The following is a 24,986-nucleotide window of genomic DNA, read 5'->3' as shown; positions in this document are numbered from 1 at the left end:
GGAATACCATGATTGACCAACGCCTTATGAGAACTTCGGCCCTCGCGCTGCTCGCGTTCGCCGTTCAGCAGACCACCGCCCAGGCGGAAACCAAGATGCTTTACATCGGCATGAATGGCGGCAATTTCGAGCGCGCCTACACCGAGCACGTGTTGCCTCCCTTCGAGAAGGCCAATGACGTCAAAGTCGTCATCGTTCCCGGCACCTCCGCCGACATTCTCGCCAAGGCCACGGCTGCCAAGGACAATCCGCAGATGCATGTCATGCTGCTCGACGACGGCGTCATGGTGCGCGCCATTGGCGCCGGGCTTTGCCAGAAGATCGCCGACGATCCTGTGCTTGCTGAAATCCAGCCGGCTGCGCGCCTAAAGGATGACATGGCAATCGGCGTCGACATGGGCATGACGGGCCTTGCCTACAACAAGAAGCTCTTTGACGAAAAGGGCTGGCCGGCACCGAGCTCCTGGATGGATATGGCCGATCCGAAGTTCGAAAATGCGGTGGTGTTCCAGTCCGCTTCCGCCTCCAGTTTCGGCCTGCATGCCTTCCTGATGTTCAACCGCATCCAGGGCGGCGACGAGACCAATGTCGAACCCGGTTTCGAGAAGTTTTCCGATATGATCGGCAAGAACGTCATCGAGTTCATTCCAAGCTCTGCCAAGATCTCGGAGATGGTCCAGACCGGCGAAGCGGCGATCTTCCCGCTGACGCCGACGGCGGTAAACAACCTGAAGGACAAGGGTATACCGGTGGAATACGCCCAGCCGAAGGAAGGCTCAGTCGTTCTCGCCGTAACCGAATGCGTCATCGCCAACAACAGCGAGCCGGAACTCAGCCAGAAGCTTGCCCATTACCTGCTGTCGGCAGAGGCTCAGAGCCTGGCGCTGGACAATGGCAACATCATTCCGTCCAACAGGAACGCCAAAGCCGGCACGGCTGCGGCCAATGAGAAGCTGGCGACCTTCAAGACCAACATGGAAACCGCGAAGGTTCTGGATTGGGATGCAATCAACAAGAGCCGTCAGGACTGGAACAAGCGCTGGAACCGCATGATCGAGCGCTAATGCGCGGAAGTTCTTTCCTAGCCGCTTCGGCCTGACATCAAGCGCCCTCCGCTCCCCGGCGGAGGGCGCAGCCGTATCCGGGACTGCTAGCGCACCACGCCTGATATTAGGGCGCTTCATGCCTTGGCCTGACCAATTGTGTTTGCATGAGCATGCTTTAGAACACAGGGATGATCGCTCTCACGAAGATACGCGAGTTAGATATTTCACCGGCCGACACCGGGGTCGGGCGTTTGCATCTAAGTGCTGCAAGCGGGCTCGTGTGCCTGGATTCGATCATCTGCGTCATTGCAGATGATGAGCTTCACCTAGGCGTGTTTTCCTTGACCAGCGGGAAGCCCGGTCATCTGATCCGCCTGTTTGATGGCGTGTTGCCCCAGGCCAAGGCTGCTCGCAAGCGACAAAAACCCGATCTCGAGGCGCTCGCACGCCTTCCCACCTTCCGGGAGTTTCCTCATGGCGCGCTATTGGCATTTGGCTCAGGCTCCAGACCCAACCGCCGCAGGGGGGTTCTGCTTGGATTAGGTCCCAATGCCGACGTGCTGATGCCGCCTCGAACCGTGGATCTTTCACCCATTCTTGTTCCGCTCAACGAAGAATTCTCCGAGGTCAATATTGAAGGCGCGGTCGTGGTTGGCGATGAACTGCGCTTGTTCCAGCGTGGCAACAAGAACCAAGCCGACAACGCGATCATCCGGTTCCCGCTTTCAACAGTACTGGATGCATTGCAGGCCGGGTCTGTCGAAGCCATCAAGCCATCTTCTATCCGTCGGCTAGACTTGGGGGTTCTCCACGGTGTGCCATTCTCCTTCACGGACGCGGCCGTTTTGAGCAACGGCGATATGGTTTTCAGCGCCGTTGCAGAAGATACCGAAGATGCATTCCGTGATGGACCCTGCATCGGCGCCGCAATTGGAATAGCTGACAATAATGGTAACTTGCGTTCGGTGCGTCGCCTTGAGCGACCACACAAGATAGAGGGTATCCACGCTCGATCGGATGGAAGCCGTCTGGACCTCCTGCTTGTCACTGACGCGGACAACCCAGAGATACCGTCAGTGCTTTTTTCCACCACGATGGAAATCTAAGATCCTAAAAATAGGAAGAGAGCCGGGCGGTGCGAAGACCCGACAAGGACGCTGGATCTGCCGGGTTTTGCGTTCACGGTCGCATAATGTATCGTCGGGAGGCGCGATCCATCTCCGCATCGTGCAGGTTCTTGAAATGATCATGAGCAGTTCTAGCGGAGCAATGTGTCTTCAGGGTCGGTACCGATCGCCTTGCAGGCCGCAACTTGCGGTTTGGCGCAGGGCAACCCCGCCCTAGTATGGAGGTTCCCAGTGCCTCTTTTCATCGTGCACCATCAGCATTCGCCCCAAACCTGCCCCGCACGCGATCCGGCCAAGGGCGCGATGCTGCTGAACCATTTGAGCCGGCCTAGCGCCGCTCGCCATGGCGTGGTCATCAAGGGCGAAGCCGTCGTTCGCGGTTCCCATTCACTGTTCTTCATTGCCGAAGCGGCGGATGAGACCGTCCTCCAAGCGTTCTTGACGCCGTTCCTTCAAGCCGGCGAGGTCGAAGTGATGGCGGCGTCGACCTGCGCCGGGGTCGTGGCGAGCGGCGGCTGCGATGCACGCCCGGCCGACGTTTCCGCCGCGGTGCTCGACCCGGCGGACGCTTGCCAGGACGCCGTCGAGGCGGGGCTCCTAATTCATAGCGTCTATCCGCTGAACGGCGAGACGTCGGTGCAGGACCTCGCGGGCGGGGCAGTCGTGCCCAATGGTCGGTTCTACTTGCGCAATCACTTCGATATTCCGAACCTCGATGGCGAGAGCTATCGGCTCTCCGTCAACGGGCTGGTCGAAAGGTCTTTGAGTCTGAGCATGAGGGACCTTCACAATCTCTACGCTGAGAGCCTCGTGGTAACCCTCGAATGCGCTGGCAACGGCCGCAGCCTGTTCGATCCGGCCGTGCCCGGCGAAGCCTGGGGCCTGGGCGCCGTCAGCACCGCCGAATGGACCGGCGTTCCCTTGAGCAAGGTGATCGAACGGGCAGGCCTGCGGTCCGGCGCGACGGAACTTACGTTCCGCGGTGCGGACGGCGGGCTCGTCGAGGGTCACGATGCGCCGATTCGTTTCGAGCGTGGCCTCAGCTTCGACCAGATTCGCGAAACGGACGCGCTTCTCGCCTACGAGATGAACGGCGAGCCGCTGTCGTCAACTCATGGCTATCCGCTGCGGCTGATCGTGCCCGGTTGGTATGCGGTGGCGTCCGTCAAGTGGCTGACCGAGATCGTCGTTACCGACAAGCCCTGCGAGACCCACTATCAAGCGGAGAAGTACTGGTACCAGTGGGTGCGGAACGGGCGCGACGAGCGCGCGCCGGTGACGCTCATGAGTGTGCGGGCGCTGATCTCTTCGCCCGATCAGGGGGAGAGCCTACCGCGCGGCGAGACCGCGATCCGTGGCGTCGCGTGGTCTGGCGCCGGGAGCATATCCAGGGTCGATGTCAGCCTAAACGACGGCCCGTGGCGCGAGGCGCGGCTCGTCGGCGAACCGCGGCGCTCTGCCTGGCAATGGTGGGAGCTGATCACGCGAATTGAGCAGACGGGGCCGCTCGCCGTGCGGGCGCGCGCCACCGACATGGCCGGCCGGACTCAGCCTGAGCGCGCCGAGTGGAATCGTCTGGGCTACGGTAACAACTCGATCCACTCTGTGACCGCACAGGTGATCTGAAGCTCAGAGCGAGTGCTCGACGAGGCGTCTGGTCAGCAAAATGTCGCCGCGGCGGATGCGGTCGGATGGCCAAGTGCATTTGCAGCGATCCTACAGCGCCGCGCTACTTCTGCGCCTGCCCCGCCGGCATCGGCTTGACTGGCGCGCCGGGGAAGATCTTCTGCAGATTTCCGGCGATCACCTGGTCGCCTTCCGAAACACCCGAGGCCAACCCAATGAGATCGCCGCTGGTCGGGCCGAGGGTGACGAGCCGCTGCTCGACCGTATCGTCCTTGCCGACGACATAGACATATTTGCCGAGCTGGCTCGATCCGAGCGCTGTCTCCGGCACCATCATCACGTTCGGTTCATCCCTGATCTTCAGGCGCACGCGGACATACTGGCCGGGAAGCAGGGTCAGATCGGCATTGTCGATCGTGGCGCGCGCTACCACCGTTCCGGTATTGCCCTCGACCGTGTTGTTTATGAAGCTGAGGTCGCCGCGGTAACGCGGTTCCTTGTCGCCGGGCAGAAGCACCTCTGCCTCCACTTTGCCCTTTGTCCGGGCCTTCCGGATGTCGGCGAGTTCGGTTTCGCTCGGGTTGAACGAGACATAGATCGGCGAAAGCTGCACAAGGTTGTTGAGCGGGGTTCCGGTCGTGCTGCTGACCAGTGTTCCCTCCGGCGCCAGGTTGCGCCCAAGCTGCCCGGCAAAGGGGGCGCGGATTTCGGTGTAGTCGAGGTTGATCTCAGCGGTGCGCACCGCCGCCCGCGACATGGCAAGTGCAGCCTCCGCCTGACGCACTGCGCTCTGACGCTGGTCGAAACTGTCCTTGTCCAGATATCCTGTCGTGGCAAGCTCGTTGCCGCGCGTGAGATTGGATCGGAGATAGGCGAGTGACGCTTCGTCCCTTTCGACCTGGGCCTTTGCCTGATCCAGTTCCGCCCGATAGTCGCGTGCGTCGATCCGATAGAGGAGATCGCCGCCCTGAACATCCGAACCGTCCGCAACCGCCTGTGACTCGATATAGCCGGTGATCTTGGCGCGAAGCGTCACGTTGCGGATCGCCTCGGTCCGTGCGGAATAGTCAAGATAGATGGGGATCGTTTTCTTGACGACAGCCGCGACGGGAACGGGCATGGCCTGTTGCGCTGGAGCCGGGGCGGCCCCGGCATCGCCGCCTTTGATCTCGAACCCGCCATTCCTGTAGTGGTAGGCCGCAGCGAGGGCGGCGATTATGACCACTGCGGCAAGAACCAGTCTCGAACCACGCATGTTAGGCTCCAATCCTTATTCCGCCGCCTCCGGCTCGTGGTTCTGGCCAACGGGCTTTGAGGAAAGTCCCTCCCGCCATTGTTCGATGACCGCGTAGAAGACCGGGACGAAAATGAGTGTGAGAACGGTCGCCGCGAGCATGCCGCCGAACACGGTGGTGCCGATCGACTGGCGGCTGGCAGCACCGGCGCCCTTGGCGTACATCAGCGGCAGCACGCCGAGGATGAAGGCAAAAGCTGTCATCAGAATCGGGCGCAAGCGCAGGCGCGCCGCTTCCGCTGCTGCTGCCACCACATCCAGCCCTTCCTCGCGCCGGCGGCGCGCGAACTCGACGATCAGGATGGCGTTCTTGGCGGCAAGTCCAACCAACATCACGAAACCGATCTGTGAATAGACGTCGATCTGCATTCCGCGAAGCCACAGTGCCGACAGCGCGCCCAGAAGCGCGAGCGGTACCGAGAGCAGCACCATGAACGGCATCGACCAGCTTTCGTACTGGGCGGCCAGGATCAGGAAGCAGAAAACGAGCGCGAGTGCAAAGACGAGCGCGGCGATCGAACCTGCGCGGATCTCCTGATAGGTAATGCCGGTCCATTCGAATGTGTAGTCCCGCGGCAGCGTCGTACGGGCCACCCGCTCCATTGCCGCTGCCGCCTGGCTTGAACTGAAGCCGGGTGCTGCCGCGCCGTTGATCAGCGCAGAGGGATAGTTGTTGTAGTGGGTGATGGTCTCTGGGCCGACCGTCGACTTGAACGAGCCGAGCGTGTTGAGCGGCACCATTTCGCCCTGGCTGTTGCGCACATAAAACCGTGAAAGATCGGTGGCCGAGGCCCGCGCAGCCTGATCGGCCTGCAGCGTCACGCGGAAGGTGCGACCGAACAGGTTGAAGTCGTTGACATAGAGCGAGCCGAAATAGATCTGCAGCGTGCTGAAGATATCCGGCAGGTTGAGGCCGAGCAGTTTCGCCTTGTCACGGTCGAGATCGTAGTCGAATTGCGGGCTCGACGTGCTGAAGGTGGTGAAGAGCTGGTAGGGATTGATCTCCGGCTGTTTGCGTGCCTCGGCAATCAGCGCCTGGGTTGTGTCGCTGAGCGCCTGTGCACTGCGCCCGGCGAGATCTTCGACCTGAAACTCGAAGCCACCGGTCGCGCCGAGCCCCTGGATCGACGGGGGATCAAAGGCGAGCACAAGCGCGTCCGGGATCTGCAGCAATTGCGGCTGCACCGCCTCGCGCAGCGCCGAAGCGCCTTGTGCCGCGGGACGTTCATCCCATGGCTTCAGAACCGCGAATTGCACGGCGGAATTCGACTGGGCGGCGAAGGACAGGAAATTGAAGCCGACGACGGAGCCGACGAAATCGACACCTGCCGTGCCGCGAAGGATCTCCTCGGATCGCCGCGCGACGGCCTGGGTGCGTTCGAGCGAGGCGCCGTCGGGAAGCTGGATGACGACGAAGAAGTAACCCTGGTCTTCGACCGGCAGGAAGGTCGACGGCGTGCGCTGCCACAGCGCGTAGGTCGAGCCGATGGCGATGAGGAAGAGCGCAAACAGCGCCCAGCGCCAGCGCACGAGCCCGGCTATGCTACGTGCATAACCATCCGACAGTGCGTGAAAGCCGGCGTTGAACCAACGGAAGAGCGCAAAGCGCGGCTCGCCGCGATAACGCAGGAAGGCGGCGCTGAGCGCCGGGCTGAGGGTCAGCGAGTTGAAGGCGGAAAAGGCGACCGAGATCGCGACCGTCAGGGCGAACTGGTTGTAAAGGCTGCCCGCAACGCCCGGGATGAAGGCGACCGGAATGAAGACCGCAAGCAAAACTGCGGTGGTCGCGATGATCGGGCCTGTCACTTCCTGCATCGCCTTGCGCGTAGCGGCAAGTGGCGGCAGGCCGGCCTCAAGCTGACGTTCGACGTTCTCGACGACGACGATCGCGTCGTCGACCACGAGGCCGATGGCGAGCACCATGCCGAGCAGGCTCAGCATGTTCAGCGAAAAGCCGAACAGATACATGACGACCAGCGTCGCGATCAGCGACACCGGGATGGCGATCGTCGGAATGATCGTGGTGCGCAGGTTCTGCAGGAAGATGAAGACGACGAAGACGACGAGGGCGAGCGCCTCGAGCAACGTAAACACCACATCCTCCATCGCCGCCGAGACGAAGCGGGTGGTGTCGTAAAACATGTGGTAGGCGATGCCTGCGGGGAAGCGCTGCGACAGTTCATCCATTTTGGCCTGGACGCGGCTTTGCAGGTCGAGCGCATTGGAACCGGGCGCCTGGAATACGGCGAGTACGACACTTTCCTTGCCGTTGAAGGTGACCGACGACGAATAGAGCAGTGCCCCGAGTTCGATGCGCGCCACATCGCGCAGCCGCGTCGTCGCCCCGGTCGTCTGGTCGGCCCGAAGCACGATATCGCCGAACTGCGCCGGATCGCTCAACCGACCGAGCGCGTTGATCTGCATCTCGAAGGGTGTCCCGGCTGGTGCCGGCGATTGCCCGATCTTGCCGCCTGCGACCTGGATGTTCTGTTCGGCGATGACGTTCTGCACGTCGACGGCGGTGATGCCGAGATTGGCCAGACGGTCGGGATCGAGCCAGACGCGCATCGAATAGCGACGCTCGCCGAAGAGCTGGACGTCGCCTACGCCAGGCAGGCGCTTCAATGGATCGAGGATCTGCAGGTAGGCGTAGTTGCTGACGGAGGCGAAATCGACCGAATTGTCAGGCGAATCCAGGCTCACCAGCACGGTGAAGTTCGGGATTTGCTTGGCAATGGTCACGCCGGTCTGGTTGACGAGCGCGGGAAGCGAGGAGGCTGCCTGCGAAACTCGGTTCTGGACGTCGAGTGCGGCGACGTCGATCGGATAGCCCACTTCGAAGGAAATGATGATCCGCGACGAGCCGTCATTCGAACTCGTCGAGGTCATATAGAGCATGCCCGGCACGCCGTTGATCTGCTGTTCGAGCGGCGTCGTCACCGTATCGGCGACGACTTGGGCACTGGCGCCAGGGTAGTTGGCAGCGACGACGATCTGTGGCGGCGTCACGTCGGGAAACTGCGAGATCGGCAGCAGGAAATAGCAGATGCCGCCGGCAAGCGTCATGATGATCGCGATCGCCGATGCGAAGATCGGCCGGTGAATGAAGAAGTCGATCATGGCGGGATCGATCCTTGCAAGGCGCCGCCGTGAACGGTCCACAGGGCGCCGTTGTGGTAAAGTGCCCCGCGATTGGAGCGTTCGTCGGGCAGAATGTTTGCGGCAGGGATGCAGGCGGCATTTCGGGAGATCCCGATAACGGGTAGGCAGACGTCTGCCACGCGGACCTTGCGGTCAGCGGTGCGGTTCTTCGCCTTCGGCCCATCCAGCATGCGCATCGTAAGGCTCCAGCACGAGATCACGATGGGCCGGAGCGACCCAAATCTTGAACGTGATCGAAACTTACAAGTCTGTGCGGTGTGCACTCTGGCTAAAAGACGCCCGACGACCGCGCCCACCGACATTACGCTAGAAATTTTTCTGCAGTTACCGCTGTGTCCCGGAAGCCCTCGCGACAAACGGCATTCCTCGATGCGCCGCTGGCGAAAATGTTACTGGTCGGTAACATCGTCGCATGTTATCTGTCGCCAACGGGTCGTCAAGGGGCAAGTTTTTCCATGCCGACGACGTCGGGCCGAATGCGATGACCACGGATTCCCGCAAGCAACCACGTCTTTCGCCGCGCGATCGCCTCGTCAAGGCGGCCCGCCAGCTGTTCCGCAGGCACGGCATTCGCGGGATCGGTGTCGACGCCATCGCCGATGCCGCCAGCAGCAACAAGATGACGCTCTATCGTCACTTCAATTCGAAGGACGAACTCATCGTCGAATGTCTTCAGCGCGCGGGAATGGAGATGGACGGCTTCTGGCGGGAGCTGGAGGACGCCCACCCCGGCGACGGGCTGGCGCAGCTCAGGGCCTGGGTCCGGCGGATCGCCGAGCACCTCGGCGACGACGATTGCCACTGGGAAATGATGAGCGCCGCCGTCCAGCTGACGGACGCGGACCATCCAGGCAGATCGGTGATCCGGAAGTTCAAGGATGGGCAACGCGATCGCGTTGTGGAGCTTTGCCGCAAGGCCGGTGTCGCCAATGCGGAACTGCTCTGCGACACGTTGCTGTTGTTGATCGAGGGCGCGCGTGTCGCCCAGCAAAGCAGCGGGGTGCAGGGGCCGAGTGCCCGCTTTGCGGAAATCGCCGACGCGGCGATCCTGTCGCTTTCCGGGAGCAGTGCCGTCCGCAGATAGCGGCGCGTTGCCTACCGCTCCGCAGGCTATTCGGGATGGTGGCTGTCGATCATGAAGACGTGCTCGTTGTCGATGCGCACAGCTCCGGCGATCTGAGGGTGGTCGCTCCGGGCCAGCCTGCACGCGGATAGGTGATCAGCCAGCAGACATGCGGCAAGGCGAACTGCCGCGGCAAAGAGCGCCGGCCTGTCTTCCGCATGTGAAGAGTGACGCAGTCATAACTTCCCGAACGCCACGCCTCTCCAACCCCAGCCGGTCCGATGAGCGGCTTCAATTAGGGGCGTCTTTATTTCGGTGGTATTGAATCGATATTCGTAAACCTTGCCGTAGGATAAATCTTCCTTGAAGGCGAAGGCCATCTCGAAGCTTTTTTCCCACTTTCGACCGCGAAACGCATCAGCGCTCAAAGTAAGCGCGGGCACGCCGGCGCGCCATTCGACGGACCATTCCTGATCGACGGCGCGAACTTCGCAATTGGCAGCATCGAATTTCATCAGCACCTTGAACACCCTTTGCAGCCCAGCTTTGGCAAATAGTTCGTACCAGCGGGCATCAACGATCTTCCATTCGGCGACGAGATCGACGCCTTCCGGCTTGCCGTCACGAATGATGAACGGCGCAGTCTTTCTATTGATGGCGAGAAGATCATTGCGAAGCGCTGTCGTGGACTGGCGGTTCACCCCATCCGGCGCCGGTTTATATCCTGTCAGCCAGTCGAACAATTTCACGGGAGGTTCCTCAATCAGGCACTGTGGACAATCTCTACAGTGAGACACATTAAAAATTGAGATCATTTCCGATCAACTCTGTTTGCCAGGCCCGCTAGGAGAACAGATGAACAAAGTGCACGGCATTTGCACGCCCCCACTAACGAGAAGGCATGATGCAGGGAGTTCGATCTGTCGGCGGCTTGCAACGTTTCATCTCGGTCTTCTCGGCAGACCAGAAACACTCAGCCCCAGCCACCCACATTCATCGGATCCGCACAATGGCGCGCAGTGGAAAGCCGTGACGCGCGCAAGTCATAGACAAACGCTTTGTCGGGCGTTGATGAAACAACGTGACATTGCCGGGGAACGTGCTCCGGCAGGGTTACCTCGTGAACGATCAGGCCACCGAAGATCGGAAAGGAGCTTGACCCCAATGCCCGATTAGAGAAGCGGTCTTTCATCCGATCTCGCTGGCGAAAAACATCTGTGAATGTGGGAAAATGCGCGCATATTAGCCCACGATGACGATATCGTGCGCCGCAGGAGCGTTCACCGCTGTGGATCGAAAGCTTGCAGCCATCCTTTCAGCCGATGTTGCCGGCTTCAGCCGCCTCACGGCGCTGGACGAGGAGGGTACAGTTCGCGCACTCGATCTATGCCGCGGTCGAATTGACGAAACGGTTAGCGAGCATGGTGGCCGTATCTTCGGTAGCGCAGGCGACGGCCTTGTCGCCGAGTTCCCAAGCGCTGTTCAGGCCGTCCGGTGCTCAGTAGAAATCCAGCGCCGTCTCTTCAATCTCTCAGAGGCCCTCCCACCCGATCGCCGCTTGGAATTCCGCATCGGCGTCAATCTGGGTGACGTCGTTGTGTCGGGAGACGATCTGCTCGGCGACGGCGTCAATATCGCGGCACGCGTGCAGGAGATCGCCGCTCCGTCAGGCATCTGCATTTCCGCATCGGTGCGCGAACATCTTGACGGCAAGGTACCGTTCGCGCTGACCAGCCTCGGCGAGCGGAGCTTGAAGAATATCCCCCGGCCAATCTTCGTCTACCGCGTCGATTGGCAGCAAGATATGCCTGTCGGAGGCAGCATCGCGTCCGCGCCATTACTTGCGCCCCGACGTGGCAAGGACCAGCCGTCAATCGTCGTCATGCCCTTCGACAACCTCAGCGGCCAAGGCGACGAATACTTCGTAGACGGCGTTGTAGAGGAGATCACCGCTGCGCTCTCGCGCGTTCGGGATTTCTTTGTAATCGCGCGACAGTCCGCATTCACCTACAAGGGACGCTTCGTCGACGTGCGTGAAGTCGGCAGGGAACTCGGCGTCAATTATGTGGTCGAAGGCACCGTTCGCCGGGGCGGCGACCGACTGCGCATTTCCGTGCAACTGGTCGACGCGGAGACAAGGACCCAATCCTGGTCCGATCGTTACGAGGGCGCAATCGAAGATATTTTCGAGTTCCAGGATCGGATCGCGGCGCAGGTGGCAGGCGCCATTCATCCGGTCATCCGCAATGCAGAGATCGAGCTGGCCAAGCGCAAGCCGCCGACCAGCCTGCGGGCCTATGATCTCGTTATGCGCGCCTACCCGTACCTTTGGGGCCGCCGCAAGGATACCAACAACCAGGCGATCGAACTGCTTCAGCAAGCGATCGCCGTCGATCGGAGCTATGGTCGCGCGCATGCACTTTTGGCGTGGTGCCACGCCTCAAACGCCTCCTACCTATGGACAGAACAACCGAAACCTGATCTGGAAAAGGCGCGCGCAGCGGTCGAAGCTGCAGGCTCGATCGGCGATGATCCAACCGCGCTGACTGCCGCCGGCGCGGCAATGAGCATCTGCGGCGACCAGCAGCGCGCCACCATCTTTATCGAAAAGGCGCTTGCGCTTGATCCAAACAATGCCTGGGCATGGGCGCGCCTGGGCTGGATCGCGATCTACAAGGGCGAAGCCACTCGCGCGCCGGAACGCTTCCAGCGTGGGATGACCCTGAGCCCAAGAGATCCGCTCACATTCAACATGAGATTAGGGATGGCCTTTTCTTTGGCCATGGAAGGTTCTCTATCACAGGCCATCGCGATAGCCCAGGAGGTCATCAACAGCTATCCTGACGTGACCTGGTCCTATCGCCATCTCGCCGCCTGGTCGGCGATGAGCGGAGACCTGGAGACCGCCCGATGGGCCGCGCAGAAGCTATTGGCGGCCGAGCCAGGCTTTACAATCGAGTGGTATCGAGCGCTGCCCTGGTTTCAAAACATACCGCATTGGGAAGAGAAGATGGCCGAGGGTTTGCGGCAAGCAGGTTTGCCCGAACGCTGATCGCCGATCGAGGACATGCGCGGTCCGTTCTCGGCGGTGGATTTGCTCTTTTGGCGGAGCCGGCCAATGTCTTGGAAAGGGCGAGAGCGGCTAAGGTCTGGTTCTGGCGCGTTTGAGGCGATGAGCGCATCAGCCGCTCAGCATGACTGCTGCATCTATCCTTAAATCCTATTCGATTTAAGATGCAGCAATTCAAAGTTCTACAGCGACCTTTGTGCGTCTAATAAGACGCGCGGCGCTGTAGCATCATTCAGCATCTAGTTCCGCGCGTTGACAGGCGTGTGCAGTGAAGCCCCCGTCTTTTCGGCCGCTGCTCGCAGACGCTTGTCTCTGGTCCATAAGGCCGCTCGCTGATCAAGGAGAACCGAGGCCAGCAAGTGGGCATCAGTGTAGCCAATGCTCATGCTGAAAACGCCGTGGCGATCGATCATCGTCATGACTTCGTCGTGTGTTGCGACGAACGCTTCGCGCTGAGCGGCCAGGAAAGCTATCACGCTCCCGCGATCCCGAAGGCTGCCAAGCGCCAGTTCGCCAATCATAGCCGGATGGCAGAGTAGGCAATCGTCCTCAATAATCCTACGCAGGCCTGCATCGACATGGCGGAAATGATCAATCCAGATAGAAGTGTCTGCAAGTATCACTTGGCCGCTGTGCTCCGGCGGCGTGGGGCTGCCTCCGCATCGGGCATAGTTCCTCCGAGCGCGATGAGGCGTTTTCCCGACTCCACACGAACAAGGGTCTCCAACGCTTGGCGGACTAAAGCGGCGGTTTCTTTTGTACCCGTTAGAGATCTGGCTCTTTCCATGAGAGCGTCGTCGAGGTTGAAAGTCGATCGCATTATCTGGTTTCCTAATTCGGGCATTTGGTGCTGGATCTACGCCTGGTTCCCACTCTGATACGCCCGGCGCAGGCCATCAACTTAGCTCACGCGCGCAGGAGACCCACGGCCGCCAACGCGCAGTAGCTTGCACGCGTTCCTGGGTTCCACCCACCTTCGTCGCTGAGGAGGTATGTAGCATACGGCGTTCACGGGCGGTGTGCGGTGTCGGAAACCCCGAATTCAGCTTCGACATCTCTCGCACGTGGCACTGGCAGTCCGACCCGTCGAAGCGCTGCGATGATGCGCATGCTGTCCTTCTGCGGCAGGTTTCTCTTCCGGTTCTCGGCCACGATGTTGGGCAGATAGTCGGGGCGCATGTTCATGAACATCTCGCCCTCACGCTTTGCGTCTGCCAACAGCCCGGCCTCAGAGTAGATGACCGCCGCAACGCCATGGAAGAGCGGAAATTTCTTCAGGTCGGCCTTGCGGATCAGCCGCACCGCCTTCTCATGATCCTGGAGCATGCAGGCGATCAGAGCGCGCGTCCCGAAGTAATATCCGGCTCCGCCTGGATTGAGCTTGATCGCACGATCCAGTAGTTCCGCACCACGCTCCCATTGCCCCGAGAACGCGACGCGCGTTCCGAGCTCTCCGAGGAACTCCGTGTCGTTCGGGTTAGCGGCGAGCGCCTCCTCGCCGACCTCGAACGCCTCCTTCGGCTCGTTGTTGAAGAAGAGGGCCGTCATGAGCGCCTGCAGGGCGCGCGTGTTGTCTGGTTCGAGTGAGACCGCCCGCCGCGCCGAACCGAGCGCACGCTCCATCGCGGGAACCTTGTCACTCTGCGGGTTGAACTGGAATCTGCCCTCGTCGAGTTGGACAATCGAGAGCATCGACCAAGCTGTGGCGTAGGCCGGGAAACGCGCCACGGCGCTCTCTAGGCAGTCGCTCGCGGCCAGGTGTTCTTCTGGGTCCAGCTTCTCGCGGTAGGCGTAGAAACGCAGCATACAGTCATTGACGCCCACATCGTCCGGCGGCGGGTTCGCCGCCAATGATTTCGCGATGATGCCGTAAGGCTGCGCTATGGCCGTAGCCACTTTGCTGGCGACATCGGACTGGATGGCGAATAGTTCGTGGGTGTCCAGATCCTCGTCGTAGTCCTGCGACCACAGGATCGATCCGTTGGAGGTTTCGACCAGGCGCACTGTCACACGAACCTTGTCCCCCGCAACGCGGACCCCACCTGCGAGAAGGTAGTGCGCCCCCAGTCGATCGCGAACCTTCGATGTCTCGATATCGGGAGGCAGTGTCTTCGATGTTTCGCGGCCGAAGACCATAATCTCCTTGAAGCGGGGAAGGGCGGTGAGAAGCTCCTCGGTCAGCCCGACGGCATAGCGTGCAGCCTGCGGGCCATCGCCCAGGTCCGCGAAGGGTGCGATCACGAGTGTCGGCTCGTCCGGAATCTGCCCGACGGAACGACTGGAGGCTGCCCCCGTCAGACCGCCTGCGTAATAGCCAAGTCCCGCGCAAACGAATGCTACAAGCATGGCCAGCACGGGCCAGCCGAGATGCCGCCATGTGAAGGTCCGGCGTCCGCCGCCGTCTTCGCTCAGTTCATCGTCGGCCGCCTCTGCCGGCGCCGGCGTGTCATTCCATGTAAAGGTTGGCACGTAGCCACCCTTGGGGATGTCAATGCGGATCGGATCGTGTTGGCCTGCAGTAAGATAGTAGCGTTCGATGACCCGGCGCAAACGTCCGGCCTCGATCCGCACGATGGGATCGTCCTGAGAGAAGTCCGCGCTGCGGTTGAACACCTCGATGGCAACCGAATACGCCTTGAGACGGTGCCCCCGGCCCGCAAGCGCTTCCTCGGTAACATACTTCAGGAAGGCAGCGCCGCGTCCACCACTAGGAAATTCGGGGCTGGAGAGAATCCGCACAAGTTGTGCCCTGACCTCCTCATGGGTCGGATAGGGGCGCTCTGCCCGATCAACCGGCGACGACACCGAGGTCTGCATGCATTCTCCTCACCGGTCACAGAACGCGAGCAGTTTTTGCTTGTATTGGAATCCCTTATGCAACCTACCTCCCGAAGGGCATCTCGTCCACACTTGAAAGAGGTTTCGCAGCCGTAAAGTGTGGCGCTGTCGAGACAGAACCACCGGGAGAAATATAGGGTGGTGAACAGTGTACGATATTGCACATCCTCTCGCTCCGCAGCCAACCACAGCACGGCGAGCTTCGGCCGGAGTCGGCATGGTGCGGTCGCCATCATCGGTAGGGCCGCAGCCGTGGCGGTGTTCTGAACGTGCTTAACGAGCTTCATGAGTTCCGTCCTGGTTGAGGGCGTAGGCGAAACTTCGCCTGGCCGACTGCTGACAGGGCGCATCACGCGACATCGTCGCGATTTCCTCGGCATGTTGCTGTAGGTTACGGTGTGGCGGCGGCGGCCGGGGAGGGCACTCCGACGCGGATTGCCTTCGAGAAGTCGGGCGACAATCCATCCGCCCGCGCCCGCTCATCGATTTTGGAAATCTCTCGCAACTGGGCAAGCGGCATCGACGTGTCGATGGCTCCCCGGTCATAGGCGTAGTCGGGAAGATAACCGTTGACGATCAGCCGCCAGTCGAACGGGACCTTGTCTCCGGCGACTCGCATCAGCTTGGCGACGGTCGTCGTGCAGTTCGTCGTGATCGAATTGTAGAACTGCGGAGTCCGGGCGAGAGCGTTGGCCTCGGCCACGTATTCGAGTAGCAGATTTCGTGCCTGCTCTGGACTGGCCCTCAGCCGATAGACTTGGACGTCCTCGCCACGCACGTTGGAGCGGACGCCGACAACGTCGCGTTCGTCCGCGGCAAGGATCACCAGAGGGTCGTTCTTGAAGAGATCGGCAAGAGGAGAAAACGCGCCACCGACCTTGTGGCGTACCTCGATCGACCAGGCGAGTTGCTCTCCGTCTTTGAAGCCGAAGCTGAAGATGACATGTGCGATCTTCGGCCCCGCCCAGTATGACATGAACAGGTCGACGGTCTTCACTTTGCTCACATCGTAGGTCCGTGTCGTCCAGCGCTCCGTGAAGTCGGAATTGCTTCGCCACCCGAAGTCCCGGACATCAGTCAAGGTCAGCGAATTTCCGTCAATGCTACCCGTGACCTGCCGGGCGACATCCGGCGCCCATGCTGCGTTCGCTTCCGGCTTGATCGAGCTCCACCAGAAGAGAACAAGGGCGAAGACGCCAGCGAACGAAAGGATGGCCCTCACGCGCAGCCGGCTGGCAAGCGCCGCTACAGTGAAGAGACCGAAGACGAGGAAGACGCCAGCGCCAATTGCCCGTCCGGCATCAGGCAGGGAAAGGCGAAACCAGAGGGCCAGGGAACCCCAGGCTGTCAAAGCCGCCACGATCAGCGCGATCGCGAAGATGAGGATGATCGCCATCAAACGAGGCATGTTGTTCCTTTTCTGTAGCCGCTGCTGTGCCGCGATGATGCGGAGATCGCGCGTTCAACGGGCGGCAGGGAATGGCACGACCTTGTCAAGATCCAGCATGGTGTGGATTTCCTTGCCAAGGCCATCTATGAGTTCAAGCGCCTCGGCGTACCGCTCGTCTCGCTCCGGAGCCGTGGACGACTCCCAGTCCCGCACGAGTTGGTCCGCGATGGAAAAATCGTTGCACAGTTCTCGAAAGCTTTCATTGCGGGAGGCGAGCGCGTCGATCTCGCGCGCCTGCCCGGGAAATCTGCGCTTGGCGAACGCCGTATCGTATTCCATTGCATCGCCCCCGGACAGGCGATGTGAGGGGTTCCCTCACATCCGCGCAGTCGTCATGAAGATGGCACAGAATCCGGACGACGCCATGTAGGTTACCGTAACATACGGCGAGTTTCTTGCGGTTGGCAGCGGATGTGTGGTCCAAATCGGACATCGGCCCGTTGTGGGCCAGCCATGCGAGGACGTTGCCGTGAAACCCATCCTGATCTCCGTCACAGCGCTGCTAATGTCGACCGGACTGGCGAGCGCAGCCGACCCGATCGTCGGAAACTGGAAGACGACGCTCGGCGACACCGCCGCGATCGAGCCGTGCGGCGGCGGCTTCTGCATTACGCTGAAGAGCGGCAAACATGCAGGCGAGAAGATCGGCACGTTTGAAGGAGATAGCGGCAGCTATTCTGGCAAGATCACCGATCCTGACGCGAAGAAGACCTACAACGGAACCATCAGCGTCTCTGGCGACACGGTCACCCTCAAGGGCTGCGTGATGAAGATAGTCTGCGAGTCGCAGAAATGGTCACGCCTTTAGTCCGCGGGACCAGATGATACGGTAACATACCGGCGTTTCTGTCGGGACCTGCGGTTCTCGCACCGGGATTAAATTCCGGTGATCGGCCGGGCAAGTGGATCGGGCACAGCGGCTTGACAGGGCCTCGAAAGGGATATCTCGCGCTACAGCGCCGCGCGCCCTATTAGACGCGAAAAGGTCGCTGTCGCACTTTGACTTGCTGCATGCAGCTCTCGCAGCGGCAGCTCCTTCGGCTGCGGCCGACATCTCGGGGCCGGGACCGACCGTCATTGACAACGTCTGGAATAGGTCACGTTAGACGGGGCCGGCGGGCATGGCGACATCGGCGTGCGCGGCCTCCGCGTCAGGCGCGGTTGAGATCTCGCCTCTGGACGTGGTCGAGGATCAGGACGGTGCGATTGCGGGATCCTTTCAAGCGGTCGGTCGAATTTAATCTGATGCTGAGCGTAGCGCCGCAAGTCCGGCGGGTCCAAGAACGTCTTCACTGCGTGTGGAGCGGCGAAAGTTGTCGAAGTAGAGCGACCATTCGCCTTGGGCCGCCGAGCGGTACGGGCCGAACTTGAAATACTGCCGAGAGCCAAGCCCATGTTCTTCATGCCCGATATGGCCTCGGACCGTCACGATCCAGCGGTCGTTGGCGAAGAGTTCGATATGCCCTGTGCCATCCGGTCCCGGCCGGGTCATCACCGCAAAGTCAATCCATCCACTATGCGGCGTCGGCAGCTCATTACCCCGGTGGATGACGGTGATGCGATCACTGTAGGCCGTGAACAGGCGCCCGTCCTGTGGCTTCCAGCCAGGGTCGGTGGCAACCAGCGCACGCATCTGCCGCTTTTCCGGCCGCAGAAAAACCGGGGTGAGGGCCGATGCGCCGGTCGACAAAGAAGAGCGCCGACAGATCACCGGAAAAGTGGTCTCAACGGTCGCAAACAGTCGGCCGCGAACGAGACGAAGCGCCAGGAACGGACTGAAGTCACCCCTCGCCTCCGGACCGATCTCGCGCTTCCATTGGGCGATCACATGGCGGTGGTCCCCTTGCGGGATGGGATCGGCAAACCTGACGGAAAAGCCGTACCAGACCGCCTTGTCATATGGTACGCGCAGTGTCGTGCGTTCCCACACCTCCGCCCGCTCGCTTCGATCGTCTTCGCCCTCCCAGAGCGGTCGGACGCTTAGCTTCAACGCGCCGGCACTACCAAAGGTGACGTCGCGCTGGAATTCGACTGAGCCTGCACGTTGCTCGACATTGTCGCGGTAATAGAGCCCACCCATAGGCGAGAAGCTGTCGCCTTCGAAGCCGTCAACAAGGTTGGTTTCCCAGGACAACGGCGTCGCGGCGTCGCCAATCCCGTCAGGTGCGTTGCCAGCGGTATCCAATTCGATCTCCTCCATATCATCCGTACTCGCAACGTATTTTGTGCTTAGAGCTCCGTTCCTATCTTGCGACAGTCTATTGCGAGCCTCCGGCCAGCGATGTGGTCGTTGCACCGGGTTAGGTAGCAGCCGTTGTTTGACTTCAATCGACCGGCCCCACCGCAGACGTCACACGTGTGGTAGGATCGCTCCGCAATCTCGTGGTAGATCACACCAAGCGCGGCGGCTACTTCTGCTGACGGCCGATAGCCATTCGTCGGACTGAGATAGCAGCGAAGGCCACCCCATTTTTCCTCTATTTGCCGAATGTAGAGCTTGGAAAGCAGCCCGTGTTTGGCGAGGAAGACTTCGACACGCCGCACATACTCTTCGATTAATTCGTTCCAGCCCGTGTTCGCAGTTAGGAAAAGGGACCAAGCCTCCTCGCTCGTGCTTGGATCGAAGAGGCCGGCATAAGTTTGGCGAAGATACACGAGGAACTCCGCATGTGTCATGCAGCGGCTCCTTTCGTATGAACCCGGGTTGACGGTCAGCTGCTGAGACATCCCGACAACCTCACCTCGCATAATATTCATGACGATCCCTCCAAAAAGATCCAATTTTGTCACGAAATGAAACTAACTCAGCCGATGTTGCCCACGAGGTGACGGCCGCTACAAGTTTGGTCGTAACGCCCACAGCATCGCCACGCGATGGCGCGGCGATGCTGGTTCTGACGCAACCGGCAGGGACAGCGAGACCCCTGACTACAGGATGAAAAACCAATCACTCATGTTACTTCACGAGACCGAGGTTCACGAGCTGAACGCGCCGATTGTCGGCAGCCTTCGGGTTCGCCGGATCTACTGGCCATTCCTCGCCGACGCCGATCGCGAACAGACGGTCCGGCGCGACAGCGAATGTCGTCGATAGGGCCTCCGTAATCGCATTCGCCCGCTTCTGGCTGAGATCCAGATTGTGCTTAGCATCGCCCGTTGAGCTCGTGTGTCCGACGACAAGGAATTTGTAGCGCCGCAGGTTCGGATGATGCAGGGCGTCGGCGATCAGGCCGACGGTACGATAGGATTTCGGTTCGATGGCGACGGAATCGTTCTCGAAGTCGATCTCGACGATGAGCTGCGACAGCTGCGAAAGTTTCTGCCAGTTAGGAAGGGCGGCGACGCCCTTGCCTGCACTCGCAGCCGCTTCTTCCACAAGCAACGCGATGTCGACGGCGGGAGCGGCTCCCGCCAGTCTGTCGAGCGTGCGCACGACCTGCGGGCCGCTCAGGTCCTGCGAGAATGGGTGGCCGGGTGCCAGCAGCAGTCCGGCGGCAAACATCGTTGCAAGTCGAAAGCTCTTCATGATTCTGTGTCCCTTCAACATTGTTCACCGCCATCCGGCATCGGTGATAGCCTGGCCGCACTGGCCTTCCTTCACGCGTGTCGCCTTGTTCAGGCAGGCAAGAATGTTGCCCTCGCCTTTCACGTCGCCGCAGTACTGAGCGACGTAATGCTTGCAGATCGTCGTGAACGACTGCTGGGCGGCAAGGCGCTGCTCGATCGAGGCAGTGACGCCCACCAGTGTCGCCGTGCAGGTGGGCGAGACCTTCGCGGCATGCTCCACCAAGCAGTTCTGGATGCGGCCGTTTCCGAGGTTCAGGCCCTTGCAGAACTTCTTGATGTCGGATCCGCAGTCGCTGGCGAGCGTGCTCACCGCATCGGCGAAGCTGATGGTGTCGGCACGGGCCGCGCCCGTCAGCGCGAGGAACGCGACCAGCGCCCCTCCTAACAGTCTGGTTCTCATCGACATGCTACCCCCATAGTGAACGGTTGATCGCCGGAGAAACTCCCCGCACACATCTGTTGCGCTACCGGGGGCGCGAGGGGAAGTATGTTACGGTTACATTGACCGTAGGATACGGCTTCAACGAGCCGCAACCGAGCTCCGGCTAGAACGTCACGGCCAGTCGCGTGAATGTCCACGAACCGTTTGTCGTTGATGCCACCATGCATGGCAAGGAGACGACCGGCTCAGCCTAGCTTTGCCAACCGCAACGGTCGAACGCCCGGGAACAATGCTAAAATGCGCACGAAATCGAATTGCGTGGGCTGCTGAAGACTTGGTCGCCGGAGCGCCACCGGAACGCAAATGGTTCGTGACACTTGGCGCGGCTTTCAAAGCGGTCTCGGGTGGTCGTTGAGCAGTGCTCAGACGGAGCTGTGTTCGCCCATGACGTCATCAACGTCATTCGCCGCAGCTCCTAATCTGCAACTGTTCGCTGGACAGCCCATCGACATACCCGGTCGCGACATGCCCGCGATCTTAATTCTGCTGCAATGCAACACAAACATTAGCGCTTACTGTTTGGCCGGGACTGTGGGGTCAAGAACAAGGTTTTGTCATCAAAACCTCGTCGCCATTTAAGGATATCAGATGTTCGACACACCCAAATCCAAATCGAACGACCTGGAAACCATAGCCCGCAGCGGCGGGGCGTTCCGCCGCATGGCTGCACGCGTACCTACCTATCTAACGGACGTACGAGAGAATCCCGCCTGGCTGCCGATGTTCCTGCTGGCGCGGACAATGCCGTTCCGCAAGGCCCACTGGCTGACCGCCAAACGCGTGCGCTCCACTGTCGACAGTGCGCCTTCGATGTTCGGCAACCTTCAGGCGGAGGCAATTGCGGCCGAACTCAGGCGAACTGGCATCTTTGCCGGTCTGACGCTGCCTGCGCCGATCAGGGAGGAAATCGCCCGGTTCGGCCGCGAAACGCCGTGTTTTGGCAACTTCGAGCGCAAGGTGGAGTTTCTCGCCGATGAGCACGCGGACGCCGAGCGGCGTTTTGGCCGCACGATACTGAGTGGCCATCATTTCGAGCGGGTTCTGCAGTGCGATGCCGCTTTGGCCGTGCAGCGGGACCCATTACTCCTCAACGTGGCAAGGCACTATCTCGGCGGCCAAGCCAAACTCATCACGACGCGAACTTGGTGGAGCTTTCCGACGAAGTCTGCTTCAGAGGCCGATCTCAGCCGCGCCTCGTTCAAGTTCCATTTCGATCTCGACGATTGGCGGATGTTGAAGTTCTTCTTCTACCTCACCGACGTCGATGCGGACGCCGGGCCGCATGTTTATGTGCGGGGCAGCCACAACCGCCGACGTGTCAAGCATCAACTGACGCTACTTGTCGGGCATCCGGCAGATGAGGTGCTGGGCTTCTACGGTGAGGACAGTGCCATTACCATGATCGGAAACGCGGGTACGGGTTTTGTGGAGGATCCTTTTGGCTTTCATATGGGAACATTGGCAAAACAGTCGCCGCGCCTGATGATGGAAGTTGGATTCGGCGTGTCGAAGCCGTCAAGCCGCCGCTATCATGGTGAACCCGTCGTGCGGTGAACCGAAGACGCCAGATTGGCTACGGTTGGCGCACTCCTGCCGGGACCTTCGTCTCGTTCTGACCCCTAAGAGAAACGACCTTCCAAGCTTGATTGGGAAGCTGTCAGGCCACCTCGAGGTGAGAGCCTGTCGCCCCACGCGAGATCGCGGGCGCCGGCTTTTGCACGTGGGATGCGTTAAGTCGGCGCGCCACGATGTCGTGATTGAGCCACTGGACGGGACCGGAGGGATCTGAGGTTTCGCCAAAAATCAGCTGCCCGGTCGCCTCCACCACGAGGGCACTCAGGTGGTCGCTGATCATCGCCTTGCCGTCACGATGCATCTGCGTGATCTCGTTGGACGTGCCGATGGTCAGATCGGATTGTGCCTGGCTGTTTGCCATGGGCCACGCCGAGAAATCATAGAACGGACGCATGACCTCGTTGGCCTGCATATTGGTAATTTTCTGGATGACATCCGTCATCGTGAAGCCGTCCGCCAGAAGCCGCTCACATGCCTGCCACTGTTCTTCGGCCCATTGGCCACCGTTCTCTTTCTTCAAGGCGAGCAGCAGCGGTATCAGGGGAAGCTCGATACCCGTGAAGACGTCGGAGGAATTGGTCCGGATTTCAGGGCAGTTATAAACGGTTGCCTTGATACCCGCCGCCCAGGCTTCCTGCGCGATGCCTTCTAGCCGCATCTTGGCGTAGCCTTGGGTGTAGTTGGTGTAAGTCTGCCAGCGATAGCTGCCGTCGATCAGGACCGCCGTTCCATGGTAGCCGTAGGCCGTGTACCGGACCTGACCGCCCGATGCCTCCACACGTGCGCGGATCGCCGCGCTGAAGTCGATGAGATGTCGAAAGGTGATTGCGGAGACTTCGTCGAAATTCTGCAGGATGAGCTTGCCCATGTCGCTGTCAAGCAGGGCTTGAGACGACATGTGGCGGGGACCACGCCCCTTGTAGATCCGATTGGCAACGACCAGGAATACCTTCGCTTTCGGGATGCCTCCGGCCATCGTATGGGCGAAAATGACATTGCGGCCGTCGGCAATCATTCCGTCGAGAACGGCCATGACCTGTGAAAGCGAATTCGTGAAGCGCGAAGTGGCAATGTCCCGGCACTGCTGGATGTAGTCCCAGTCGAGCCTGTCCTGTTCCCAGCTCTCCAGCGTCATATTGGCCAGGAGATCAGTCGGAGTGGGGCCACCTGCCGGAGCGTCGAGATCGAAGCCGGCCATAAGGGGGATGTTGATGATCCTGCCGCCCAGTCGCTCTTCGGCGGCAGAGAGTTCCTCGGCGTCCAGAGGTCGCAGTGCGTTGTTCTCGTCGCGGCGCCCGACCGTGATTCCCACGATCTCCATGCCTGCCTGTCGGGCTTGGTCGAGCAAGCCAGTTGCGTATCCGCGGCCGAACAGTTCGCCGAAAAGGACGAAAACATCACCTTTGCGAAAGACGTTGTTCTCGGCAAGGCGATTCAATGCGATCGGATTTTCCATACTGTCAGCTCTTTGGTCCGTTCGTCGTCGAGCGGTGAGTCGGACGACCTTCAATCGTTACATGACCGGACTGACCCGTAATGGGAAGTCATATTAAGTGACCGTTCATTTCAAAACGTGATGTGCCGCCGGGATCGCTGGGCGTGGAGCTTCGGCATCCAAGGAGGTCCGGCAACGGTTTGGGAACCTGTGATTGCCTGTTGTCGCCAGCCGGTGACCGGCCTAGCAGCTTCCTTTCACGTGGCGGCATCCATTTGCCTTTGCCTGCTCAGTCCAGCCTCGCGCACGATGTCGGCGATCCGAGCGAACTGCGTCGACAGTGGATTGGTCTTTCGCCAGACCATCCCGATCCTTCGGGTCGGGCGGGGGCCGGCAAGCCGGGACACGCAGACCGATGAGGACCGCGTTTCGGTCTCTATGGCCATCTGCGGGATAAGCGTTACACCTATGCCCGCGCCGACCATCTGCACGAGTGTCGAAAGCGAACTCCCCTCCATCACATCGCGCGTCGACGCGGTCGTGATGTTGCAGACGGACAGGGCCTGGTCGCGGAAGCAATGTCCCTCCTCCAGCAGGAGCAGGCGCATTTCATGCAGTCTTTCCGAAGCCGGCACTGGCTTGCCCGCATCCTCCAGGGGCCGTACCAGCACGAATTCCTCGTCAAAGAGCGGGATTTCCTCCAGGGCTGGCTCCGAAATCGGTAGCGCGACGATGGCGATGTCCAGTTTCGCCTCCGCCAAGTCCTCGATCAATCTTTGTGTGATCGCCTCGCGCGGCCGCGGATCGAGCCCCGGATAGAGCTGTGCGAGCGACTTTATGATGGTTGGCAAGAGATAGGGCGCGACCGTCGGAATGATTCCAAGACGAAGGCGGCCCGCGAGCGGCCCATGGGCCGCCCGCCCGAGATCTGCCAGTTCGTCGACAGCGCGAAGGATGGCGCGGGTGCGGCCGACGAACTCCTCGCCGAGACCCGTCAGCCGTATGCGGCGCCCGCCTCTTTCCACGAGCGGCGCGCCAAGCAGTTCCTCCAGTTCCCTTATCTGCACGGATAGCGCGGGCTGCGAGATGGCGCAGCTCTCCGCGGCGCGGCCGAAATGGCCGATCCGGGCAAGGGCGTCAAAATAGCGGAGATGTTTCATGGTCAGGCCATTCATAACCTCAGCATATCGCTGCCTTTAGAATATACAATTGGAATTTATGAAGTGGGCTTGTTACTCATTGGCCACTCGGAAGGCACTTCCCGGTAGCGCTGACCCAAGAGGTGTGCCCG

Annotated in this window: 22 protein-coding genes and 1 pseudogene; 8 read left to right on the top strand and 15 right to left on the bottom strand. The window is 60.6% G+C overall.

Annotated elements, in window-relative coordinates:
- Window positions 1–8 precede the first annotated feature (8 nt).
- The 3 genes from ASD02_RS24210 to ASD02_RS24200 all read left to right on the top strand — a co-directional run bounded on the left by ASD02_RS24210 (window position 9) and on the right by ASD02_RS24200 (window position 3,799).
- Window positions 9–1,064 carry an ABC transporter substrate-binding protein gene (locus ASD02_RS24210; protein ID WP_057221235.1) on the top strand — a complete coding sequence of 352 codons (1,056 nt, stop codon included), beginning with the start codon at window positions 9–11 and terminating at the stop codon, window positions 1,062–1,064.
- Window positions 1,065–1,234: 170 nt separating this feature from the next.
- A complete protein-coding gene (locus ASD02_RS24205; protein WP_057221234.1) occupies window positions 1,235–2,152 on the top strand; it encodes a hypothetical protein in 918 nt (305 codons plus the stop codon).
- A gap of 252 nt (window positions 2,153–2,404) precedes the next feature.
- A complete protein-coding gene (locus ASD02_RS24200; RefSeq protein ID WP_057221233.1) occupies window positions 2,405–3,799 on the top strand; it encodes a sulfite oxidase in 1,395 nt (464 codons plus the stop codon).
- 103 nt (window positions 3,800–3,902) lie between these two features.
- On the opposite strand, the gene ASD02_RS24195 is transcribed toward ASD02_RS24200, so the two are convergent.
- From ASD02_RS24195 to ASD02_RS24185, 3 genes are read right to left on the bottom strand one after another with little or no spacing between them, the layout of a single operon-like run.
- Window positions 3,903–5,054, bottom strand: a complete 1,152-nt coding sequence (locus ASD02_RS24195) for an efflux RND transporter periplasmic adaptor subunit (protein ID WP_057216450.1) — start codon at window positions 5,052–5,054, stop codon at window positions 3,903–3,905.
- Between the two features lie 15 nt (window positions 5,055–5,069).
- Window positions 5,070–8,213 carry a multidrug efflux RND transporter permease subunit gene (locus ASD02_RS24190; RefSeq protein WP_057221232.1) on the bottom strand — a complete coding sequence of 1,048 codons (3,144 nt, stop codon included), beginning with the start codon at window positions 8,211–8,213 and terminating at the stop codon, window positions 5,070–5,072.
- Window positions 8,210–8,431, bottom strand: a complete 222-nt coding sequence (locus ASD02_RS24185) for a hypothetical protein (RefSeq protein ID WP_057206753.1) — start codon at window positions 8,429–8,431, stop codon at window positions 8,210–8,212. The genes ASD02_RS24190 and ASD02_RS24185 overlap by 4 nt, the downstream gene beginning before the upstream one ends.
- 305 nt (window positions 8,432–8,736) lie before the next feature.
- Between ASD02_RS24185 and ASD02_RS24180 the strand changes: the two genes are divergently transcribed.
- A complete protein-coding gene (locus ASD02_RS24180; protein WP_057207302.1) occupies window positions 8,737–9,339 on the top strand; it encodes a TetR/AcrR family transcriptional regulator in 603 nt (200 codons plus the stop codon).
- A 215-nt stretch (window positions 9,340–9,554) separates the two neighbouring features.
- Here ASD02_RS24180 and ASD02_RS24175 read toward each other — a convergent pair whose 3' ends face one another.
- The gene (locus ASD02_RS24175; RefSeq protein WP_057221231.1) at window positions 9,555–10,067 is read right to left on the bottom strand and encodes a hypothetical protein; all 513 of its coding nucleotides are present in this window, start codon (window positions 10,065–10,067) and stop codon (window positions 9,555–9,557) included.
- Between the two features lie 143 nt (window positions 10,068–10,210).
- Here ASD02_RS24175 and ASD02_RS37355 point away from each other — a divergent pair.
- A pseudogene (locus tag ASD02_RS37355) lies at window positions 10,211–10,362 on the top strand (IS6 family transposase); the annotation flags it as partial.
- 208 nt (window positions 10,363–10,570) lie between these two features.
- Window positions 10,571–12,370 (top strand): adenylate/guanylate cyclase domain-containing protein, encoded by a 1,800-nt coding sequence (locus tag ASD02_RS24170; RefSeq protein WP_057221230.1) that lies wholly within the window; start codon window positions 10,571–10,573, stop codon window positions 12,368–12,370.
- Window positions 12,371–12,627: 257 nt separating this feature from the next.
- On the opposite strand, the gene ASD02_RS24165 is transcribed toward ASD02_RS24170, so the two are convergent.
- The 5 genes from ASD02_RS24165 to ASD02_RS24145 form a co-directional block, all read right to left on the bottom strand.
- Entirely contained in the window at window positions 12,628–13,011 is a 384-nt protein-coding gene (locus tag ASD02_RS24165) for a type II toxin-antitoxin system VapC family toxin (protein ID WP_057221229.1), read from the bottom strand.
- Window positions 13,008–13,208 carry a type II toxin-antitoxin system VapB family antitoxin gene (locus ASD02_RS24160; protein WP_057206760.1) on the bottom strand — a complete coding sequence of 67 codons (201 nt, stop codon included), beginning with the start codon at window positions 13,206–13,208 and terminating at the stop codon, window positions 13,008–13,010. The genes ASD02_RS24165 and ASD02_RS24160 overlap by 4 nt, the downstream gene beginning before the upstream one ends.
- Before the next feature lie 188 nt (window positions 13,209–13,396).
- Window positions 13,397–15,205 (bottom strand): hypothetical protein, encoded by a 1,809-nt coding sequence (locus ASD02_RS24155; protein WP_057221228.1) that lies wholly within the window; start codon window positions 15,203–15,205, stop codon window positions 13,397–13,399.
- 412 nt (window positions 15,206–15,617) lie between these two features.
- Window positions 15,618–16,634 (bottom strand): DUF4105 domain-containing protein, encoded by a 1,017-nt coding sequence (locus tag ASD02_RS24150; RefSeq protein WP_057221227.1) that lies wholly within the window; start codon window positions 16,632–16,634, stop codon window positions 15,618–15,620.
- 54 nt (window positions 16,635–16,688) lie between these two features.
- Window positions 16,689–16,955: a hypothetical protein gene (locus tag ASD02_RS24145; protein ID WP_057206766.1), complete on the bottom strand. Its 267-nt coding sequence runs from the start codon at window positions 16,953–16,955 to the stop codon at window positions 16,689–16,691.
- Window positions 16,956–17,181: 226 nt separating this feature from the next.
- Here ASD02_RS24145 and ASD02_RS24140 point away from each other — a divergent pair, with 226 nt between their 5' ends.
- The gene (locus ASD02_RS24140; protein ID WP_057206768.1) at window positions 17,182–17,484 is read left to right on the top strand and encodes a DUF2147 domain-containing protein; all 303 of its coding nucleotides are present in this window, start codon (window positions 17,182–17,184) and stop codon (window positions 17,482–17,484) included.
- A gap of 429 nt (window positions 17,485–17,913) precedes the next feature.
- On the opposite strand, the gene ASD02_RS24135 is transcribed toward ASD02_RS24140, so the two are convergent.
- From ASD02_RS24135 to ASD02_RS24120, 4 genes are all read right to left on the bottom strand, one after another.
- On the bottom strand, window positions 17,914–18,756 hold the full coding sequence (locus ASD02_RS24135) for a polysaccharide lyase (protein WP_244494280.1): 843 nt from the start codon (window positions 18,754–18,756) through the stop codon (window positions 17,914–17,916).
- A gap of 149 nt (window positions 18,757–18,905) precedes the next feature.
- Entirely contained in the window at window positions 18,906–19,352 is a 447-nt protein-coding gene (locus ASD02_RS24130) for a hypothetical protein (RefSeq protein WP_156408454.1), read from the bottom strand.
- A 280-nt stretch (window positions 19,353–19,632) separates the two neighbouring features.
- Entirely contained in the window at window positions 19,633–20,202 is a 570-nt protein-coding gene (locus tag ASD02_RS24125) for an OmpA family protein (protein ID WP_057206772.1), read from the bottom strand.
- 24 nt (window positions 20,203–20,226) lie between these two features.
- Window positions 20,227–20,649, bottom strand: coding sequence for a cysteine rich repeat-containing protein (locus ASD02_RS24120; protein WP_057216480.1), 423 nt, complete (start codon window positions 20,647–20,649; stop codon window positions 20,227–20,229).
- A 624-nt stretch (window positions 20,650–21,273) separates the two neighbouring features.
- On the opposite strand from ASD02_RS24120, the gene ASD02_RS24115 reads away from it, so the two are divergent.
- Complete coding sequence (locus tag ASD02_RS24115; RefSeq protein ID WP_057221224.1) at window positions 21,274–22,239, top strand: hypothetical protein; 966 nt, start codon at window positions 21,274–21,276, stop codon at window positions 22,237–22,239.
- Window positions 22,240–22,342: 103 nt separating this feature from the next.
- Here the strand turns inward: ASD02_RS24115 and ASD02_RS24110 are convergent, their stop codons facing one another.
- Together ASD02_RS24110 and ASD02_RS24105 are read right to left on the bottom strand one after the other, a co-directional pair.
- Complete coding sequence (locus ASD02_RS24110; protein ID WP_057221223.1) at window positions 22,343–23,716, bottom strand: hypothetical protein; 1,374 nt, start codon at window positions 23,714–23,716, stop codon at window positions 22,343–22,345.
- A gap of 236 nt (window positions 23,717–23,952) precedes the next feature.
- Window positions 23,953–24,870 carry a hydrogen peroxide-inducible genes activator gene (locus tag ASD02_RS24105; protein ID WP_057221222.1) on the bottom strand — a complete coding sequence of 306 codons (918 nt, stop codon included), beginning with the start codon at window positions 24,868–24,870 and terminating at the stop codon, window positions 23,953–23,955.
- Window positions 24,871–24,986 lie beyond the last annotated feature (116 nt).

The organism is Ensifer sp. Root1252 (assembly GCF_001425885.1).
GTDB classification, from domain to species: domain Bacteria; phylum Pseudomonadota; class Alphaproteobacteria; order Rhizobiales; family Rhizobiaceae; genus Ensifer; species Ensifer canadensis.
This window is presented reverse-complemented; position numbering and strand designations above follow the sequence as displayed.